Origin of the sequence: Pedobacter sp. KACC 23697 (assembly GCF_045348445.1) — a bacterium.
In the GTDB taxonomy this organism is placed as follows: domain Bacteria; phylum Bacteroidota; class Bacteroidia; order Sphingobacteriales; family Sphingobacteriaceae; genus Pedobacter.
Genome location: NZ_CP157485.1, coordinates 4,807,926 through 4,827,430, shown reverse-complemented (window position 1 = coordinate 4,827,430; position 19,505 = coordinate 4,807,926). Strand labels below are relative to the sequence as shown.

20 protein-coding genes are annotated in these 19,505 nt (G+C 39.0%); 13 read left to right on the top strand and 7 right to left on the bottom strand.

Translation table 11 applies throughout. The features are described from left to right. Window positions 1–211 precede the first annotated feature (211 nt). Window positions 212–1,366 (top strand): redoxin domain-containing protein, encoded by a 1,155-nt coding sequence (locus ABEG20_RS19655; RefSeq protein WP_406824928.1) that lies wholly within the window; start codon window positions 212–214, stop codon window positions 1,364–1,366. A 67-nt stretch (window positions 1,367–1,433) separates the two neighbouring features. Here the strand turns inward: ABEG20_RS19655 and ABEG20_RS19650 are convergent, their stop codons facing one another. The 5 genes from ABEG20_RS19650 to ABEG20_RS19630 all read right to left on the bottom strand — a co-directional run bounded on the left by ABEG20_RS19650 (window position 1,434) and on the right by ABEG20_RS19630 (window position 7,875). Beyond that, on the bottom strand, window positions 1,434–1,940 hold the full coding sequence (locus ABEG20_RS19650; protein WP_406824927.1) for an SMI1/KNR4 family protein: 507 nt from the start codon (window positions 1,938–1,940) through the stop codon (window positions 1,434–1,436). 11 nt (window positions 1,941–1,951) lie between these two features. Further along, window positions 1,952–3,223: a phosphoribosylamine--glycine ligase gene (purD, locus tag ABEG20_RS19645; RefSeq protein WP_406824926.1), complete on the bottom strand. Its 1,272-nt coding sequence runs from the start codon at window positions 3,221–3,223 to the stop codon at window positions 1,952–1,954. Between the two features lie 88 nt (window positions 3,224–3,311). After that, a complete protein-coding gene (locus ABEG20_RS19640) occupies window positions 3,312–4,187 on the bottom strand; it encodes an SDR family oxidoreductase (protein ID WP_406827404.1) in 876 nt (291 codons plus the stop codon). 138 nt (window positions 4,188–4,325) lie between these two features. Next, the gene (locus ABEG20_RS19635) at window positions 4,326–5,087 is read right to left on the bottom strand and encodes an enoyl-CoA hydratase/isomerase family protein (RefSeq protein ID WP_406824925.1); all 762 of its coding nucleotides are present in this window, start codon (window positions 5,085–5,087) and stop codon (window positions 4,326–4,328) included. Window positions 5,088–5,184: 97 nt separating this feature from the next. Further along, window positions 5,185–7,875, bottom strand: coding sequence for a TonB-dependent receptor plug domain-containing protein (locus tag ABEG20_RS19630; protein ID WP_406824924.1), 2,691 nt, complete (start codon window positions 7,873–7,875; stop codon window positions 5,185–5,187). A 112-nt stretch (window positions 7,876–7,987) separates the two neighbouring features. Between ABEG20_RS19630 and ABEG20_RS19625 the strand changes: the two genes are divergently transcribed. Continuing rightward, a complete protein-coding gene (locus tag ABEG20_RS19625; protein WP_406824923.1) occupies window positions 7,988–8,155 on the top strand; it encodes a hypothetical protein in 168 nt (55 codons plus the stop codon). A 377-nt stretch (window positions 8,156–8,532) separates the two neighbouring features. Here the strand turns inward: ABEG20_RS19625 and dcd are convergent, their stop codons facing one another. Next, a complete protein-coding gene (gene dcd / locus ABEG20_RS19620) occupies window positions 8,533–9,069 on the bottom strand; it encodes a dCTP deaminase (RefSeq protein ID WP_205057644.1) in 537 nt (178 codons plus the stop codon). Between the two features lie 71 nt (window positions 9,070–9,140). On the opposite strand from dcd, the gene ABEG20_RS19615 reads away from it, so the two are divergent. From ABEG20_RS19615 to ABEG20_RS19595, 5 genes are all read left to right on the top strand, one after another. Beyond that, window positions 9,141–9,788: a 4'-phosphopantetheinyl transferase family protein gene (locus ABEG20_RS19615; RefSeq protein WP_406824922.1), complete on the top strand. Its 648-nt coding sequence runs from the start codon at window positions 9,141–9,143 to the stop codon at window positions 9,786–9,788. Between the two features lie 12 nt (window positions 9,789–9,800). After that, window positions 9,801–10,532: a lipoyl(octanoyl) transferase LipB gene (gene lipB, locus ABEG20_RS19610; protein WP_406824921.1), complete on the top strand. Its 732-nt coding sequence runs from the start codon at window positions 9,801–9,803 to the stop codon at window positions 10,530–10,532. A 40-nt stretch (window positions 10,533–10,572) separates the two neighbouring features. Next, the gene (locus tag ABEG20_RS19605; protein WP_406824920.1) at window positions 10,573–11,298 is read left to right on the top strand and encodes an SGNH/GDSL hydrolase family protein; all 726 of its coding nucleotides are present in this window, start codon (window positions 10,573–10,575) and stop codon (window positions 11,296–11,298) included. Window positions 11,299–11,384: 86 nt separating this feature from the next. Further along, entirely contained in the window at window positions 11,385–11,891 is a 507-nt protein-coding gene (locus ABEG20_RS19600; RefSeq protein ID WP_406824919.1) for a DUF5684 domain-containing protein, read from the top strand. A gap of 6 nt (window positions 11,892–11,897) precedes the next feature. Next, entirely contained in the window at window positions 11,898–12,224 is a 327-nt protein-coding gene (locus tag ABEG20_RS19595; protein ID WP_406824918.1) for a DUF2752 domain-containing protein, read from the top strand. Here ABEG20_RS19595 and ABEG20_RS19590 read toward each other — a convergent pair. Then, complete coding sequence (locus ABEG20_RS19590) at window positions 12,221–12,964, bottom strand: RDD family protein (RefSeq protein WP_406824917.1); 744 nt, start codon at window positions 12,962–12,964, stop codon at window positions 12,221–12,223. The genes ABEG20_RS19595 and ABEG20_RS19590 overlap by 4 nt on opposite strands. A 201-nt stretch (window positions 12,965–13,165) precedes the next feature. Here ABEG20_RS19590 and ABEG20_RS19585 point away from each other — a divergent pair, with 201 nt between their 5' ends. The 6 genes from ABEG20_RS19585 (at window position 13,166) to ABEG20_RS19560 (ending at window position 19,365) form a co-directional block, all read left to right on the top strand. Further along, complete coding sequence (locus ABEG20_RS19585; protein WP_406824916.1) at window positions 13,166–14,131, top strand: stage II sporulation protein M; 966 nt, start codon at window positions 13,166–13,168, stop codon at window positions 14,129–14,131. Next, window positions 14,115–14,999, top strand: a complete 885-nt coding sequence (locus tag ABEG20_RS19580; RefSeq protein ID WP_406824915.1) for a hypothetical protein — start codon at window positions 14,115–14,117, stop codon at window positions 14,997–14,999. The genes ABEG20_RS19585 and ABEG20_RS19580 overlap by 17 nt, the downstream gene beginning before the upstream one ends. A gap of 1 nt (window position 15,000) precedes the next feature. Further along, window positions 15,001–15,729 carry a DUF4129 domain-containing protein gene (locus ABEG20_RS19575; protein WP_406824914.1) on the top strand — a complete coding sequence of 243 codons (729 nt, stop codon included), beginning with the start codon at window positions 15,001–15,003 and terminating at the stop codon, window positions 15,727–15,729. Next, window positions 15,726–16,916: a DUF4350 domain-containing protein gene (locus ABEG20_RS19570; protein WP_406824913.1), complete on the top strand. Its 1,191-nt coding sequence runs from the start codon at window positions 15,726–15,728 to the stop codon at window positions 16,914–16,916. Before ABEG20_RS19575 ends, ABEG20_RS19570 begins: the two co-directional genes overlap by 4 nt. After that, window positions 16,897–17,874, top strand: coding sequence for an AAA family ATPase (locus tag ABEG20_RS19565; protein ID WP_406824912.1), 978 nt, complete (start codon window positions 16,897–16,899; stop codon window positions 17,872–17,874). The genes ABEG20_RS19570 and ABEG20_RS19565 overlap by 20 nt, the downstream gene beginning before the upstream one ends. A 144-nt stretch (window positions 17,875–18,018) precedes the next feature. Next, a complete protein-coding gene (locus ABEG20_RS19560; protein WP_406824911.1) occupies window positions 18,019–19,365 on the top strand; it encodes a DUF58 domain-containing protein in 1,347 nt (448 codons plus the stop codon). The last annotated feature ends 140 nt before the right edge of the window (window positions 19,366–19,505 follow it).

Below are 19,505 nucleotides of genomic sequence, written 5' to 3'. Positions count from 1 at the left end.
GATTTTAAATATTAAAGATATACGTGCGCTGGAAATCCATAAGATCGGGGCTTAAATGATGATCTAAAGAGCCTGCCATAATTTTACACAGCTATTTACGTTTTAGCGATACAGATTTTCTATATTTGAATAGGAATAAACCAACCTCATAAAAAACATCATGATTTTCTAAGTTACAAATCATGATAACTAATGAAAATAATTAATACAGATGAAAAAAATATTATTATCAGCAATGGCTTTGTTGCCATTTGCAGCATTGGCGCAGAAGCCATTCACAGTTAACGGCGACATCAAAGGATTGAAAACCGGAGATAAGGTTTATTTGATCTATCAGGGTGACGGCAAAAATGTCACAGATTCTGCAACAGTGACAAATGGTGCCTTTGCATTTAAAGGAACATTGATGAACCCTGTACAGGGAAGTCTTTTTTTAAACAAAAACCCTTATGTAAACCGCCCTGCACAAGGTGAAAAATTAGATGGTTTATCACTTTATGTAGAACCGGGAAATATAAAACTGGCTGCGGCAGATTCTTTAAAAAATGCAACAATTACAGGTTCTGCTGTTAATGATGATGCAAAGAAATTAAAAACATTAACAAAACCAGTGGCCGATAAACTTGCCGCAATTAATGCGGAATACGCAGGTTATACACCAGAGCAAAAAAAAGACAAGGCTGTTATGGAAGCTTTAGGCGCCCGTTATGAAAAGGAAGCTGCAGCCATGCCCCCATTATTGTTACAGTTTGCTAGCAGCAACCCGAAATCATTTATAAGCCTAACTTCAATAAGCCAGTTGACTTCAGATCCTGATCAGGCTGCCGCTGCAGAAAAGGCTTTTGTTGCATTGTCGCCAGAATTAAAGGCAACCCCGACAGGTAAAAAAATTGCTCAGATATTTGAAGCTGGCAGAAAAACGGCTGTAGGCGTTATGGCGATGGACTTTACTCAGGTTGATACGGCTGGAAAACCGGTTAAATTATCCGATTTTAAAGGCAAATACGTACTGGTAGATTTTTGGGCCTCATGGTGTGGCCCATGCCGCCAGGAAAACCCAAATGTAGTAGTAGCCTACAACAAATTTAAAGATAAGGGCTTCACTGTATTGGGTGTTTCGTTGGATGGAGGAAATACCAGAACAACCAAAGCAGCATGGCAAAAAGCCATTGAGGCCGACAAGTTAACCTGGACACATGTATCTGATTTGAACGGCTGGAACAATGAAGTGGCTCAAATGTATGGTATCCAATCAATCCCGGCTAATTTCTTAATTGATCCAACAGGTAAAATTATCGCTAAAGGTTTAAGAGAACAAGCTTTACAAGATAAACTTCAGGAATTATTAGGAAGTAAATCGAAATAAAAAATTCGCATTAAAAGAGAAAGTCCCAGCTAAAACCGGGACTTTCTTCATTTTAAAGAAAAAGTTATTAAGCGGATTTTAAGAAATCCAATACATTAATGAAATAATTTTCAAGTCCCTCGTAGGGGTCTGCTCCAGGAATCCATGATGCGAATTTCCAGTATTCCCAATCGGCGTTTTCGCTTAAAGGAGGGATTAACAGAAAATACTGCTCCTCCTCTACTCCACCCACAATAATACTCCTGGCAAGTTTAATCGCTACATCCAGCAACTCCTCATTTTCTGCCCAGATTTCAATTAACTGTGAATCTACATTCTTTAAAAATGCTACATCACCTATTTTGGAAAACGATGGATCAACATTTTCATTTGGTGTCTTAAATCCATTGGTAATCAGCAGAAATTCTTTATAATCTGCCGGAAACGTTATTCCTAATCTTGTTTCAGCTGCTGTTATTTCGGCTGGGGCGGCTGGTGGATTACCTAACCACTTGTTTTCGACCTGTTCAGTAGTAAAACTAAATTCCCCTTGTTTAATTGCCGTTTCGGAAATCTTCTTGAGTATTTTTTTCAAACTATCTTACATTAAATCAAATCGAACCCGATATCTTCTCTGAAATATTTACCATCGAAATAAATCCTGCCTGCATCAGCGGTTGCCGACTGTAAAGCAGTAAATAAGTCTTTTTGTAAACTGGTAATGGCAATTACCCTGCCTCCATTTGTTTTTACCACATCATTTTCTAACAACGTACCGGCGTGGAATGCACTAGAATGACGAAGGTTCTCGATTCCGGTAATGGTTTTACCTTTTAGGTAATCGCCCGGATAACCACCGGCAACAATCATTACAGTAGCAGCTGTTTGTTCAGAAATAACCAGATTAACCTGATTTAATTTCTTTTGAGCAGTAGCTACAAACAGCTCCACCAAGTCGTTTTCCACTCTAGGGATCACGCTTTCGGTTTCAGGATCGCCCATGCGTGCATTGTATTCGATTACAAATGGATCTTCCCCTACTTTGATCAGTCCGAAAAAGATGAAACCGGTGTAATCAATATGATCTTTCTTTAAACCATCAACCGTTGGTTTAATAATACGTTCTTCCACTTTAGCCAAAAATTCCGGTGTAGCAAAAGGAACGGGAGAAACTGACCCCATACCCCCGGTATTCAGACCGGTATCGCCCTGGCCAATCCTTTTATAATCTTTAGCAGAAGGTAATGTAATATAATTTTCACCATCAGTTAAAATAAACACCGAAAGTTCTATACCGCTTAAAAACTCTTCAATTACTACCGTTGCCCCGGCTGCACCAAATTTACCACCCAACATCTGCTTTAATTCTTCCTGGGCTTCGATGGTTTCGGTACAGATTAACACCCCTTTACCTGCTGCTAAACCATCAGCCTTTAAAACAACGGGTAAAGCATGGTTTTGCAGATAAATCAGGCCTTCTTCCAAAGTTTCTGCCGTGAAAGATTTTGAAGCCGCAGCAGGAATACCATGACGCTCCATAAACTGTTTAGAAAAATCTTTGCTCCCTTCTAAAATAGCACCTTCTTTTTTAGGTCCGATAACGGGAATGTGTGCAATGGCCTTGTCGGCAAGGAAAAAATCATGAATACCATTTACCAAAGGTTCTTCAGGGCCTACAACAACGAGTCCGATGTTTTCGGTAAGCACTACTTTTTTGATGGCATCAAAATCGTTTACATTAATGTTGATATTTGTACCATAAGCCCCTGTACCACCGTTACCGGGAGCAATAATTAGTTTATCGCAGTGCGATGACTGGCTCATTTTCCAAGCGAATGCGCTTTCTCTGCCGCCTGAACCTAAAAGTAAGATATTCATACCGGCAAAGATAAATAAAAATGTAAGATGGTAAAGGTAAGATGGATGATGTAACCATCGGCCTCCATTTCCCATCTTAGGTCTTTGCTTATTTCGCGCTTCGCGTCATTTGCTCCAGCATATCCCACATTTCATTCGGGATTGCTTCCAAACCATTCATCTGGCCTGCCCCCTGCAACCACTCGCCACCATCAATAGTAATGACTTCACCATTAATGTAGCCCGAAAAATCGCTTACCAGAAATGCAGCTAAATTGGCGAGTTCCTGGTGATCGCCAACTCTTTTTAGCGGAACACGGTTTTTAAAATCGAATTTTTTAGCTAAATCGCCCGGCAGCAAACGCTCCCAGGCGCCCTTGGTTGGAAATGGACCCGGAGCAATTGCATTGGTACGAATACCATATTTGCCCCACTCTACAGCCAAAGATCTTGTTAAGGCTAACACACCACCTTTTGCACAGGCCGATGGCACAACATAGGCGGAGCCTGTAAAAGCGTAAGTAGTAACAATATTTAAAACAGTTGCTGCCTGTTTTTCCTTAATCCAATGTTTACCAAAGGTAAGTGTACAGTTAACCGTTCCTTTTAACACGATATCAATAATGGACGAAAAGGCATTGGCTGATAATCGTTCTGTAGGAGAAATAAAATTACCTGCAGCATTGTTCAATAATACATCCACAGTACCAAACCGAGCTAACGTTTTTGCCAGTACATTTTCTACCTGTTCAATTTCCCGCACATCGCAGGCTACCGCCAACACTTTGCCGCCTGTTTTTTCTTCCATTTCATCAGCAGTTTTTTGCAACACATCCTGCTTGCGGCTGGTAATAACCAAATTAGCGCCCAACTTCAAAAAATAAACACCCATCGCTTTACCAAGTCCCGTTCCGCCACCTGTAATTACAATGGTTTTTCCTTTTAAAGCATCTTCTCTGAGCATTGGCGAGTTATAGTTGAACATCATAATTTGGTTAAATGGTTAAGTGTTGAAATCGGTTAATTGCTGAAAGATTTATATGTTAAAATTAATCAATTGTTGCAAATGATTGACTGTTCAAAGCGGATTGCCAACTGTGAACTGCCACCTGAAAACTATTCACTACTTCCGCTGCAGGTTAGCTAAAATAGTTTGTAAAATATGGCGCGTTGCGGGCGACCACCATTGTGCCAGCATTTTTTCTAAAGTAGCAGATTGGTCAGCAGATACTGCAGCAATCAGCTCTTCGCGAATATTTACTTTACTTTGCGACCAGGTATTGCTTTCGAGTTCCATATATTTTTTAATCTTGCGTTCGGCTGCTGTTAATAAACTCTCGTTTTTAACCAATTCATCTACCAGGCCAACTTTTAACGCCTCTTCAGGATTATACAATTTACCAGAAAGCAAACTGCGGGTGGCTTCAGCTTTACCGATCCAAAAAGCATATAATTGAAAAATACTATTGGGTACGATAATACCTACCGGAACTTCGTTTAAGCCTATAATGTATTGCCCTTCTGCCATTACCCGGTAATCGCAGGCTAATGCCATTACGCAACCGCCTGCCGGGCTATGCCCGCTAATCGCAGCAACCATCGGTTTTTTAAAGGAAACCATATTGGCTGTAAAATCCAAAAACAACTGCCAGAAAGATTTAGCCTCTTCTTCGTTGTAGTTATAAAGTTCGACCAAATCCAATCCAGCAGAAAAGAAAGGTGCTGTTCCGGTTAATATTATACCACCAATGTTATCATCGGCAGCAATATTTTTAAGCATATCGTTTAGCTCGGTAATCAACTCCCTGTTTAAGGCATTTGATTTACCTCTATCTAATGTGATGGTTGCCAGGCGATCTTTAACACTTACTTTTATTGTATTCATATTTAAATAGTATCAAGATTTAAGAATCCAGTATCAAGACGAATATAGCACAGCATAAACTATGCATGCATACTAATTCAAATTTATCTATTTTTCTCTATTTAACATCATAAGTGTAAACTTTTCTGGCCAGATGCCCTGCAGCGTCTATTCCTTCTATTACTACGCGATAGGTACCAGGCTCATCTGCATTATAAAATTCGAATTGTGCTTTACCGTCTTTATCTGTAACAACCTGAGGGTTCCAATAAATGGTTGTCCTTAAATCGGGCCTGTTGCCAGGGCTTGCTGTATCGTATTTTGGCGAATAAAATTCTCGTGAAACCGTAAATCCTTTAGGATTAAGTGTTACAATTCCAGGCGCATACCGATCTACACTCCTGCCACCATCACCACGTTTAGTGGTGATTATAAGTAACCCGCCGCCGCCCCGTGAACCATAGATGGCGGTATTACCAATACTTTTTAGCAGCTCGATAGATTCTACATCCATAGGGGAAACGTTATCCAGAAAATCGGCCTCCATTTGCATCCCATCAACAATAATACCCATCGGCGTATCTTGACTGCGCATCAGGTATGGTACATTGCCTCTAAAAATCACACCTGGTAAACGGCCCTGCAAACATTGAGATAAGGTAACGCAGGTGGATAACTGGTCGGCCGTCATTACAAAATCGGCTCTACCGGCTCCGTTTAGGTTTGATGAATTTTTAGCCGGATTTTTCTTTTCGGTAATGGTCACCTCCTCAAGTTTAATGGTTCGCTCCAGTAAGCCCAAACGGGTCATCTCATTAAAATAGTTATCACTTTCTTTAATGTACTTCATTAAAGTATTGTTTACATTGATATCAACATCGGCTCCATTTTTATTCTTTGTTACAATCTGCCCGGGAACAATATCAACATTAATGTCAACAAATTTCCGTTCCGTTTTAGTTCTTGCCTGAACTACAAATTTTGTACTGTCGCCAAAACTTAAATTATCGAAAACAAATTTACCTTCGGCATTGGTTACTGTATCCAAAATATACATGGTGCCTTTTGTGGCCATAAGCATCACTTTGCCACCAGAGACAGGCTTATTGCCTTTCATCACCGTTCCGCTAATGCTAATAGACTGCTCAGGCTTATACGTAATGTTAGGACCAACATTATTGATAATGTTCTTCCAAAGAAATCTTCTCCAACCCTGGGTTAGCATTAAATTATCAAGTTCTTTTTGTGTTTGGAGATCATCTTTTAGAAAATAATGGTTGGGCTGCTCTACATACCCTGTCAGATCAGAAGTAAGTAATAGTGAAGTAAGAATATTCGATTCATTTTTTTCATCAGGAGTAACTTTTGCAGCATTGGTAACTGCTACCGAAAAACTACCTAAAACGGGTTTGTTATCATTATTTGCATTGAAAGTAAAAGTCGCTTTTCCTCTTTTTGAGGATGATACACCAGATGAATTAAGCGATACGTCAATTAATTCTGACTTGTTGTTTATAAAAGCCAAACGTTCGGCCATAGGCTGATTATTGCTCGAAAACAAAGTAAACTGAACAATGCCTGCCGGTAAATCCTTTTTTGGAATACTGGCTATCAATACTTGCTTATCCATTTTGGCTTTGGAGCCATAATATACATTGCCACCTTGCTGGGCGACAACTTTTAGTTCAGTTCCGTTTGTAAGATCTGCACTGGCCATAATTTTAACCACTACCTTACCCGTATCTAAAGCATTTACAGAAAGCGCATAACCGCTTTTAACAGCTACCGGAAGTTTAAGCGTCTTTTCAGACCCATCTTTGTACTTAATTTTTGCTGAATATGATCTACCTGCCTGACTATTAAATACGAAACTTCCCATCCCCAGGTAATCGGTAGAAAAAGTAGTTACTTCATTTCCCGTTTCATCTATAATGCTACCCTGCACATCCTCACCACGGCCATTGGATCCTACCGCTTTGATGGCTAATTTTTGTGGAAGTTCTTCAACAAGGGTGCCTCCTTCTGGCATAAACTGCACATCTACATCATTAGAGGTTGAGGTAATCGGTATAGATTTGATCACCTTTTGTTTATTATCGAGTGTTATGGTGGCAATAATTTTTCCGGATTTATTTTGAAAGGGCTGATTATTGGTAAAATTAATCACGGCATCGCCCGTTAAACTGGTTTTAACTTTCCCTTTACTAACCGAGCGGTAATCCAACTGTACATCATAACTTACTTCGTTCTGGCTATAAGCAACACCATTTTTATCTTCAAAATGAATGGTTGCAGTAACTTTATCGGCATTGTTCTCTTTGGTAAAATTATAAGCGGTTTTGGTAAAAACTTTGTTAGCCCAGCTATTTCCGATCTTAATGGTCTTATCATAAAAGAATTCGGTGCCAAAATTGCGCATATAGTTGGTATAGGCCCTGATTCTATAATTACCTTCGGCAAGTGAATCGGTTAGCTTAAAATCGCCCCAGGTAATTCCGCCCATAATAGGTAATTTAACTTGTTTTTTTAGCGAATCTTTTTCATTGATCAGCTCTACATACAGGATTTTGCTGATACCAGAGGGAGCCGAGGTTTTAGTGTTCACCACATAAGCCTTGAACCAGATATCATCTCCAATGGCATAATATGGCTTATCTAAATGAAGATGGACTTTTTCCTGAGGATATTTACTGGTATAATCATCTAGCTTCTGTAAGAGCTGACTAAATGGATCATCATCCATTTTAAATGCGCCAAAAATAATAAGCACAGATAGAAAACTAATGGCGAGAGTAATTTTAAGTTTCATGTGGTTAGGGTACAAATAAATACGTGTCAAGGTACAAAACCTAAGGCATACTTTTATGAAGTAAGCATGAAATTTAGTTTCACTTCTAAGTTTTTAGTTAACCATTTCAAAAATGTTTTATTCATTAAATGAAAGCGCCATCAGTGTAATTAAAAGCGCCATTCATTTCTTTGAAATATTATATATTAAAAGACGTGGAAATGAGCAGTCCATAACACTTGGCAGCCTCAGTCCCGCTTTCGCTTATAGTCCTCGCTACGCTCCGGGCTATTCCGCTTAATCGGATTTAGGAACAAAGGTTTGTGCCTGGAGAACTGACCACCAATGATAAAACCGACAGCAGCGGCGGCTCCGGTTTTCTATAAAAAATCTTCATTGCGAGTACCCATCAGGGCGCTGTCCTGAAAAAATGAAGATGACGTTTTAAACTTATATGCGCTCATATATCTTATATGTTGAAAATCACTTTGATTATCCAGACGCTCATATAAAAGCCATTATAAGAGGGCTTCAGCCGACGAAGCAATCTTTATCAAATAAATCGTTAGCATGAAAGATTGCATTGTTGTTCCTCCTTATAATGACGACCATTCGATTAAGTTTATTTTTTGCTTTCAAGCCTTAAGCTTTTGGCATGCGGTATGCTTCAAATAAAGTCTAGAACTTATTCTTCCACATCATGCTTTCTACTGGTCTGGTAGTTTTATTGTTGTACTTTGCGTTACCTTTTGCATTGTACATCGTTTCAATTTTACCCTCAACAACAAAATAAATCAATTGCCCGATAGGCATTCCGGCATAAATTTTTACAGGTTGTGCTACCGATATTTCCAATGTCCAGGTATTGCAAAAACCAACATCTCCTTTACCTGCTGTGGCATGGATATCAATACCTAAGCGACCAGTGCTGCTTTTGCCTTCTAAAAAAGGTACATGTCCATGGGTTTCGGTATATTCTACAGTAACACCAAGGTATAGCGTGCCCGGGTAAAGTACATAACCATCTTTAGGAATTTCGAAATGTTCGATTTCGTTATGTGCCTTTGCATCAAGCACGCGGCTTTTATAGGTAGCCAGATATTTCCCTAAATGAACATCATACGAGTTGGTTCCTAAACATTCGCGTTTAAAAGGCTCAATGATGATTGTTCCCTTCTCCATTTCTTCTAATATCCTGCTATCAGATAATATCATTTTTATACGTATTTTTGGCCTAAATTATCATTTATTTAAGATAATTTTGCATGTAATCTCCAATTTAATCAATGCCAATAATTTACCACAAAAATATTGATCAGCATTCTGTTTTAGCCATTTGGAAAATTGAGGAAACGGAAGAAGAGTTGTTGGCCGGGCTGCAGCTTAAGCAGCATGAACATGATATTATTTCATCGTTAAACAGCGGCAAAAGGTTACTGCACTGGTTAAGTACAAGGTTGCTGTTGAGAACAATGCTGAATACAACAGAATATATCGACTGTCAGTTTGATGAGCATGGCAAACCTTATCTGGTTAATTTCGATTACCATATCTCATTAAGCCATTCTTATGATTATGCTGCTGTAATGATTAGCAAAGACCACCCCGTTGGTATCGATATCGAACTCATTAAACATAAAATAAAAAGCATTAAACATAAGTTTTTAAGTGATTTAGAACTTGCCCAAAAACAGATTGGCGATAATACGGATGGCTTATACGTAGCCTGGTGTGCCAAAGAAGCTGTTTATAAGTGGCATGGCAAAAAAGGATTGGAATTTAAGCAGCATATTCATATTAAACCTTTTAAGCTAAAAAACGAAGGCTCATTAAATGCATTGGTAGAACTGCCTTCGGGCACGCGGGAGCTGACCATTAATTACTTTAAAACAAAAGACGGTTACATGCTGGGCTATGTAGCCGGCAATTCTTAATATATATTGGAGATGAACGAGACAGCGGACAAAGCAATTGCCACAGGTTTAAAACCAACCACCTTTGCAGACTGGGGCTTAACAGATTATCAGGAAGCCTGGGATCAACAGGAAGATCTGCTCAACAAAACGGTGGCCATTAAAACAGAAAACCGCATAAATAACACCCATAAGCCTACGCCAAACCATCTTATATTTTGCGAACATCCGCATGTTTATACGCTAGGCAAAAGCGGGCATCCCGAAAACTTATTATTGGATGAGCAGGGATTAAAAGATAAACAAGCCACCTACTACAAAATAAACCGGGGTGGCGATATTACTTATCATGGTCCGGGGCAGATTGTAGGTTACCCTATTCTCGATCTCGATAATTTCTTTACCGATATCCATTTATATTTACGTACACTGGAGGAAGCCATTATCCTTACCTTAAAGGACTACGGGATAGAAGCCGGCCGTTATCCGGGTTTTACCGGAGTTTGGCTGGATGCCGACAATGAAAAGGCACGTAAAATCTGTGCCATGGGCGTGCGCTGCAGCCGTTGGGTTACCATGCATGGCTTTGCCTTTAATGTAAATGTAGATTTAGATTATTTCAAAAATATTGTTCCCTGCGGTATTGATGATAAAGCGGTAACTTCTTTAGCTCAGGAACTGGGCTATCAGCTGGATATGGAAGAAGTAAAAAGCAAACTGAAAAACCATATTGCCGGACTGTTTAAGATGAATCTGGTTGAATAAACGATAAAACCAGGCTCGGGGCTACTTCGTAGATCAGGTTATGAAGATTTTATTAAGCGCCATTTTATTTTCTTTCTTAACTTCGGGCTGTACAAAACAAGCCCCCATGATTAACGAGCCGGCAACTAATCAAACTACAACTCCTTCAAACGGAACAGGAAATTTCACTTATTTAGCCCTTGGCGATTCTTATACAATCGGTGAGTCGGTTAAGCAGGCAGCATCTTTTCCTTACCAGCTTCAAGGTTTATTAAAAGCCCAAAACATCACCGTAGCCAATCCTAAAATTATTGCCACTACAGGCTGGACAACCGACGAGCTTCAGGCGGCCATCAAAAGGGAAAATTTAAACGGCACTTTCAGTTTTGTTACGCTTTTAATTGGTGTAAATAATCAATATAGGGGTTACCCTTTAAGCACCTATAAAAAGGAATTCTCAGAATTGTTACAAACGGCAATTGCTTATGCAGGTGGCAATAAAACCAGGGTTTTTGTGGTTTCCATACCCGATTGGGGCGCTACTCCTTTCGGCAAAAACTCAGGAAGAAACACGCAAACTGTTGCCACTGAAATTGATAGTTTTAACGCGGCAAATCAGGAAATAACGCTGGCAGCAGGCGTGAGCTATACCAACATTACCCCTGCATCCAGAAATGCAGCAACTGATCTGTCACTAGTAGCAGACGACGGATTACACCCTAGCGCTAAAATGTATGCTGAATGGGCTTCCTCGATATCAACAAAGGTAGCTGCCGTGTTGAAATAATTAAATACTCATTTATTCCATTTTTGAATAAAAAAAATTACTTTAGTTCGACAATTTAAATTAATCACCTTTAAAAACAGTAATTTATGAATGAGTATGAATCGAGCGGAGTAGCCGCGGGCATTGGAGGGGGTATTGCAATCGTATATCTTGCCATAATCGTAATCATGATTGTAGGCATGTGGAAAGTGTTCGAAAAAGCGGGCAAACCAGGCTGGGCAGCCATTATCCCTATCTACAATTTAATTATTTTATTAGAAATTGTTGGTAAACCCATGATCTGGATTTTATGGTTGATCATTCCTTGTGTTAACATTGTATTTGCCATCTGGCTTTACAATTTGGTGAGCAAAAGCTTTGGCAAATCAGAAGGTTTTACGGTTGGTATGGTTATTTTCCCTTACATTTTCTGGCCAATTTTAGGCTTTGGGGATGCTAAATACCTAGGACCATCTGCGGCAGAAGCGCAAAATAGTGGTTTTGGAAATAATCCTTTTAATAATCCAAACAACCCGTTTAACAGCACCAACAATCCTTTTAACAAACCAACCGATCATCAAAACAATCCCAATGATACTCCACCAGTAGTATAATTTAGAATGTTTATCATATTTATATTTTGCAGCTTAATCAACCTGGTTGGTTGGCTGCAAAATCATTTAATCCCCTGCCCATTTAAAGCTTTAACCGGAATCGACTGCCCGGGTTGCGGCTTTCAAAGATCTTTTATCGCGCTTATGCAAGGCGATTTATCCAAAAGCTGGTCACTTTACCCTCCTACCATTCCCCTGCTGTTTTTATTTATCACAGCTGGTCTATTGTATAAATTTCAGTTTAAACAGCGTTCCTTTACCATTAAAATATTGGTTATGGTTGTTGGTAATTTTGTAATGATCTGCTATTTACAAAAAATGTTTTTTAGCTAAACACTCATGTTAGCCGTAAGGTGATTGTAATCCTTTAACACCGTTTCTAAAAACTGTAACTCGTTAATTCCTGCCGGAATGTTTGCCAAAATATGGGCTTTGGTTTTAGCCGCCATGGCATAAATTAAATCTGCATTACCTGTTTGATAATAACTGGTTAACACTTCATGAATAAGTTCTACGTCCCGATCATTTAAATGCAGCACTTCTTTAAACTGCGGTTCATATTCTTCAGGCAAATTAAAACTGAATGCTACATTGGCCAATTCCGTACGGGGTTTGGTTTTAATTAAGGTTGTTTTGGCCAGTAAATCTCCCAAACGCTGGTGGTTTTTAGTAATCGCAACCGAAACCAGTGCAACAACGCCCCAGCCAAAAGGAAAGCCAAAATCAATCATCCGGAATAACCATCTAAAAATATACTGACCAAAGGTTGGCTGGGTACCATCTATGCTGATCACCTTGATTTTTAGCACCTTTTTTCCAAAAGTTTGCCCATCCATGGTGATCTCACAAACCAGATCATAAAAAACAAAAACGGCCAGGAAAATAAATAAAATAACCATTGCTGCACCTCCCGACATTGCCATTTGAGCAGCGCCCGTAACCACCAGGGTAATTATTGCAAGGATTGCAAATCCGGCCAGGTCGATACACCTTGCAGCTATCCGTTCTCCGAGACCAGCAATTTCGTAATCAATATCAATATTCTGAGCCGTGCTAATTCTGATGCTATCCATATTATTCAAACATAATTTTTTTTAAAGATAATAGCTGCAGACAAATCATTGTTTTTTTAAACTAAAGTTTTATTATATTTTCAACTTAGCTTGTTCATTTATGTATATTTATTTTGACGAGGTAAAACATCGGGGAATGATTCGGGTTTTATTTCCGTAAAAATTTAGCTATTTTAACCCACGATTTGGTAACGCCTTTAAATGAGAGAAGCATTATTTGTTAAACAGAATTCGAAGAAGTGGCAGCACTACGATTCCATGCCACAGGCAAATCCTGATGAGGTGGCCAATCAGTTTATCGAGATCACCAACGATTTAGCATACTCAAAAACGTTTTATCCAAATTCGAAAACTACCGCGTATCTCAATGGCTTAGCTTCCAAATTACATCAAGCTGTTTACAAAAACAAAAAGGAAAAATCGAACCGCTTTATTCATTTCTGGAAAACCGAACTTCCTTTAATATTCTTGCAACACAGAAAACAGGTGTTTTATGCGCTGGCATTTTTCCTGGTTTCCTGTGCCATTGGCGCCCTATCGGCCAAATACGACGATACTTTTGTTCGTTTGATTATGGGCGACGCCTATGTAAATATGACGAACGAAAACATTGCAAAAGGCGATCCTTTTGGGGTATATAAGCAGCGCAATGAATTGATGATGTTTTTGCAGATCGGCTCCAATAACATCTTCGTTGCGTTATATACTTTTGTTTTGGGCATCATATTTTCTTTTGGATCTATTGTTTCGTTATTCAGGAACGGGATTATGCTCGGCTCGTTCCAGTATTTCTTTTTCAGCAAAGGCCTGGGCTTTCAATCGGTTCTGGTAATCTGGATTCACGGGACATTGGAAATATCCGCAATTGTTTTGGCGGGTGCAGCAGGTTTAGTTTTGGGCAATAGCCTTTTATTCCCTAAAACCTATACCCGAATGGCCTCTGTATTAAAAGGCGCTAAAGATGGATTAAAAATTGTAATAGGTCTGATCCCAATTTTTATCGTGGCCGCATTTTTTGAAAGCTTTGTTACCCGGCATACTGAAATGCCTGTATGGCTAAGTGCACTGATTTTATTATCATCTGCAGCTTTTATCATCTGGTATATATTTATTTATCCCATTAAAATCTATCATAACAAGCAACGCGAACATGTTAGGGAAAATTGAATTCAAGAAAAGAAGAGATTTCGGACAGGTGATCAATGATACTTTTACTTTTATGCGCCAAAATTTTAAGCCGCTGATCAAAATATACTTTACATTTTGCGGTTTATTTGTACTGGCCAGCATGTTAACCATGTTAATGCAACAATACAAAATGGTTAATATTATCAATACCATCGGTAATGGTAGAAATAGCAATGGCTTAGGTTTCTCTTCATTATATGGAATAGAATATTTTCTTTCTATTTTGTTCTCTTTGGCCTCGTATACCAGTATGAGTGTTGCCATACTTTCTTATATAGCCATATACGTAAAAAAAGGCAACCAGGCACCTACAACGGATGAGGTATGGGGATACTTTAAATATTACTTCTTCAGGATTTTTGGAAGTTCTGTTTTACTGATCATCATGTTGCTCATCGCTTTTATGTTTTGCCTTGTGCCCGGCTTTTGGTTATTTCCCTATGTGACCATGATTTATCCCATAATGGTTATTGAAAATGGCTCCTTTGGCTATTCTTTTAGCAGAAGTTTCCATATTATAAAAGATAATTTCTGGATTACCTTTGGCACGCTGATCGTGGTATGGATTATTGTTTATGCCTGCATGAGCATGATTATTCTGCCTACCAGCCTGTTTAATATGATTGGGATGTTTACCCATAAAAGTCCGCACATGTCATTAACACTCACCATGATTACAACGGTTTTGCAGTCGTTGTGTCAGGTGTTTACCATCATCCCCGTTATTACCATTTCATTGGCCTATTTCAGTTTGGTGGAGCAAAAGGAAAACACGGGATTAATGGAAAGGATTTCTAATTTTGGTGATACCGAAAAACCTATTGACACCAGACCTGAAGAATATTAAAATGCAGCGCGCACTATTCCGATATCTTCTTGCTTCTCTTTTGTTTTTTATTCCTGTAATCAGCAAAGCACAGCATATTCAGCCTAAACCTATTATTAAGGCAATCAGGATTGACAGTGCTCAAATTACCCCATCAAAATTCGATAAAGATTCTATCAGCAGTTATAAAGAGCAGAAGGAATTTCAATATGATGAAATTGGGGAGCAGCAACTGTCGTGGTGGGATAAATGGTGGAGGTGGTTTTGGCATTTGATTGGCTCATTTATTCAGGGTGCAACCTCTAATTTAGTTTCGAGGTATATTTTTATCGGACTAGGCATAGCGCTTATTTTGTTTATCGTAATCAAAGCTATTGGAGCGGAGAACATATTCAGGAAAAAATCGAAAGCAACAATCCTTCCATACGATGTGATTACCGAAAACATCCATGAGATTGATTATGAACAGGAACTGCAAAGATTGGTTGCCGAAAGAAAATTCCGCCTGGCTGTTAGGCTTTTATATTTAAGGGCACTAAAAAAACTAAGTGATGCCGAAATCATCCATTGGCAGCCCGATAAAACCAATTACAATTATTTAATGGAAATTAATAAACCTGAACTCAGAAATGATTTTGGTAAGCTTACCCTGCAGTTCGATTATATTTGGTATGGCGATTTCCCTATTGATGAAGTAAAATTTGAACCTATTAACCAATCGTTTAACCAGTTTAACAGCCAGATTAAATGAAAGGGTATAAAATATATTTGATTATTGGTGTTATACTGATCCTCCTTTATTTGGTTGCCCAGTACAACAAACCCACCCCCACAAACTGGGCACCCACCTACGCAGTAAAGGATAAAATTCCGTATGGAACATATATTTTGTACCACCGGATAAAGGATATTTTACCAGGAGCAACGATTAGACAAGCTAAAACTGCCATTTACAATACTTTAAAAGACAAAAATTTTAACAAAACGGCATACTTAATCGTTGCCCAACAGGCAGAGATCAGCAAAACAGACTTTGATCAGCTGGTTAAATTTATGCAGACTGGTAATGATGTTTTTATTGCCAGTTATGATCTGGGGAAAATAGAAAAAAACCTCAAACTACAAGCGCTTAGCTCCATGTCTGCTGAAGGGAACACGCTGAATTTTACTAATCCAAACCTGAAAACCGAGGCAAACTATGGTTTTGAAAGAGGGATCGGTAGTCAATATTACAATAAAGTCGATACCAGCAAGGCTACTGTACTCGGTATAAATGGAGACAGGAAACCTAACTTTGTCCGTTACAGCTATGGCAAAGGAAATCTATACTTAATTGCCGAGCCCGGTTTTTACACTAATTTTAATCTGCTGGATAAGTATGGTGCAGAATATGCGGCTAAAACCTTAAGTTATTTACATGGAACCCGGCAGCTCATTTTTGATGAGTATTTTTCTGCACAAAAAACCACCACTACCGATATGCTTAGGGTATTCTTTAAACACCCTGAACTCAAATACGCATATTATCTGGCCATATTCAGCTTGATCATTTTTGTGTTATACGATATCAAACGGAGGCAAAGAATTATCCCAATTGCCGATCCGCTTACCAACTCTTCGTTGGCATTTGTTCATGTAGTGGGTAGTGTTTATTATCACGAACGCAACAACCTCGATATCGCCTTAAAAAAGATCAACTATTTTTTGGAATATTTAAGAACAAGATATTATCTGAAAACCAACGATATTGACGGCAATTTTGCCCGGTTACTCATGGAGAAAACAGGCATTAATGAAGCGCTGGCCAAAACCCTTACCAATCATTTTATGCAAACGCCAACCATGGACGCCTTAAGTGATACCCAATTGATTTATTTAAACCAAAGTATAGAACAGTTTTATAAAAATACGCAAAGCAATGGAACAAGAACAGTTTAACCCACGCACCGATTTAAGCGCCTTAAATGAAGCGGTAAATCAGATCAGACAGGTACTTGGAAATATCATTATCGGACAAAAACAGGTTATTGATTTCTTGATTGTTGGTTTGCTTGCCGATGGCCACATCTTAATTGAGGGTGTACCAGGGGTTGCTAAAACGCTTAGTGCAAAATTGCTTGCCAAATCAATAGAGGCCCAATTTTCAAGGGTGCAGTTTACTCCCGATTTAATGCCATCTGATGTTTTGGGAACTCCAATATTTAACACCAAAACAGGAGATTTTGAATTTAGAAAAGGTCCCATTTTCGGTAATATTATTTTAGTTGATGAGATTAACCGTGCACCGGCCAAAACCCAGTCCGCACTTTTCGAAGTGATGGAAGAACGCCAGGTAACTATTGATGGGCAAACTTATATCATGGATGAGCCTTTTATGGTGCTGGCCACTCAAAACCCGATTGAACAGGAAGGTACTTACCGTTTACCTGAGGCGCAGTTAGACAGGTTTTTATTTAAAATAGAGGTTAAATACCCGTCACTGGAGGAAGAAACCGCCATTTTAATGGCACAACACAATCTGGTTAATAAAACATTGCTGAGCGATGTAAAACCGGCATTGTCCATTCAACAGATCCTAGAGGCCAGGGCTGTTATCCGTAATTTATTTGTGGAACCGAAGCTATTGGAATTTATTGCCAAAATCGTAAGCGAAACACGCAACAACCCGTCGCTTTACTTAGGTGCGTCGCCCAGGGCATCACTAGCCATTGTACATAGTGCCAAAGCTTTTGCTGCGATACAAGGCCGCGATTTTATTACACCGGATGATATTATTGCCGTTGCAAGTCCAGTACTTGCTCATAGAGTATTATTATCTCCTGAAAAGGAAATGGAAGGATTAACCACAAGCGATATCATCCACCAGATTATTAAAAAATTAGAAATACCAAGGTAGGCTCAAAGTCTTTAGTCTGTAGTCATTAGTCTTTAAGTCGCCCTGAGCAGAGTTGAACATTAGGTGATTGCAAATGATCAGTTGCCGATTGTCAGTTGGCAGTTGCCATTTAACCAATTTAAACAATTAACCGATTAAATAACATTGAAAAAATTCTTTCAGCAATATTACAGCAACCTGTTCCTGACCGACCGTTTATTTGCGGCCTTAGGATGCTGCATTCTACTTTTTTTGTTGAAGTTCTTTTTTCACTGGCTAGGCGATATCCCCGAAATTGCAACAGGCGTTGTTATCCTTTTATTCTTAATCGATATTTTTATACTATACCGTAATAACCAGGGGATTGAAGCCAGAAGATTAACTTCTAAACGTTTAAGCAATGGTGATGAAAACCCCATACAGATCGAAATAAAAAATGATTATGGCTTTGGGGTAAATGCAAGGGTAATTGACGAAATACCTTTTCAGTTTCAGATCAGGGATAAAGATTTTAAGCTTCATTTAAAACCTGCAGAAATAAAATCGATCTATTATAATCTTCGCCCAACCAAACGTGGTGAATATGATTTTGGATTCATTAGAACATATATTAGCTCGCCTTTGGGTTTAATTAGTCGCCGGTACAATTTTGATGGCGCCAAAATTCTACCTGTTTTTCCTTCATTCATCAATCTCGGCCAATACGAACTGATGGCAGCATCGCGCTATTTAACCGAATTTGGGATTAAAAAAATCAGAAAGGTAGGACAAAGTAGTGAATTTGAACAGATTAAAAATTATGTTGGGGGCGACGATATCCGTACCATTAACTGGAAAGCTACTGCAAGAAAAAGCAGTTTAATGGTAAACACTTATATAGATGAGAAATCGCAGCATATTTATTGTATCATCGATAAATCGCGGGTAATGCGTATGCCTTTTGAAGGACTGAGCTTACTCGATTACGCCATCAACGCTACCGTTGCACTTTCGAAAGTAGCCATGCTTAAAGAAGATAAAGCGGGCTTAATGACCCTATCCGAAACGATCGGTTCGATAGTACTTGCAGACCGTAAAGCCTCTCAGCTGGGCAACATTATGAACGTACTTTACAAAGAAAAAACACGATACCTGGAAAGTAATCCCGAGGCTCTGTATACGACAGTCCGTTCGGTTGTTAAACAACGCGGTCTTTTGGTTTTCTTTACCAATTTTGAGAGTTTATCGGCACTACAAAGACAGTTGCCATACTTAAAAAGAATTGCCAAATACCATTTACTCTTGGTCGTGTTTTTCGAAAATACCGAACTAAAAGGATTAAGTACGGAACCGGCTAAAGATGTAGAAGGCATTTATCATAAAACCATTGCAGAGAAATTTATCTACGAGAAAAAACTAATGGTTAAAGAATTGAACCAACATGGTATTCTGGCTATCCTTACACCACCACAAAAGCTTACCGTAAATGTAATCAATCAATATCTGGCACTGAAGGCACAACAGCGGATTTAGTCCGGAGTCTTGAGTATGTAGACGACTTATCACGGCATCCTTGGTCTTTGAGGACACAGACTGAGGAATTAGAACTCTCCTGACAGGCAAGGACACAGAACGGGGAATCAGGATTTAGTTTGGAGCTTGGAGTTACCAGA